Origin of the sequence: Halorubrum sp. SS7 (assembly GCF_005435055.1) — an archaeon.
Classification (GTDB): Archaea; Halobacteriota; Halobacteria; order Halobacteriales; family Haloferacaceae; genus Halorubrum; species Halorubrum salinarum.
The window spans coordinates 1-252 of the sequence record NZ_SGXV01000569.1; the positions used below are offsets into that span (position 1 = coordinate 1).

Annotated in this window: 1 pseudogene; it reads left to right on the plus strand. The window is 61.5% G+C overall.

From position 1 onward, the window contains the following. Nucleotides 1-252: pseudogene (locus EXE44_RS19170) on the plus strand (hypothetical protein); the annotation flags it as partial.

Here is a 252-nt window from a genome sequence, read left to right on the forward strand (position 1 = left end):
TTCGGACGTGGTTCTTCCTCGACACGCTCTCACGAACTGAGGGCTACATTCCGTCGAACCGGTACGAGTACGACGCGGTCGGGCCGGAACTCCCATTTTATCCCCCGAAACTCGCCAACTTGTCGATGAGCGAGAGGCTGATGGAGTATCTCGAGGTCAACCCCGAAACGGTCGCGCCGTATACGCCCGCCTCGTCGACAGAGGCGACGCTGCGTCCGGTCCCCGAGGCCATGGAGCTGCTTCCACACCTCA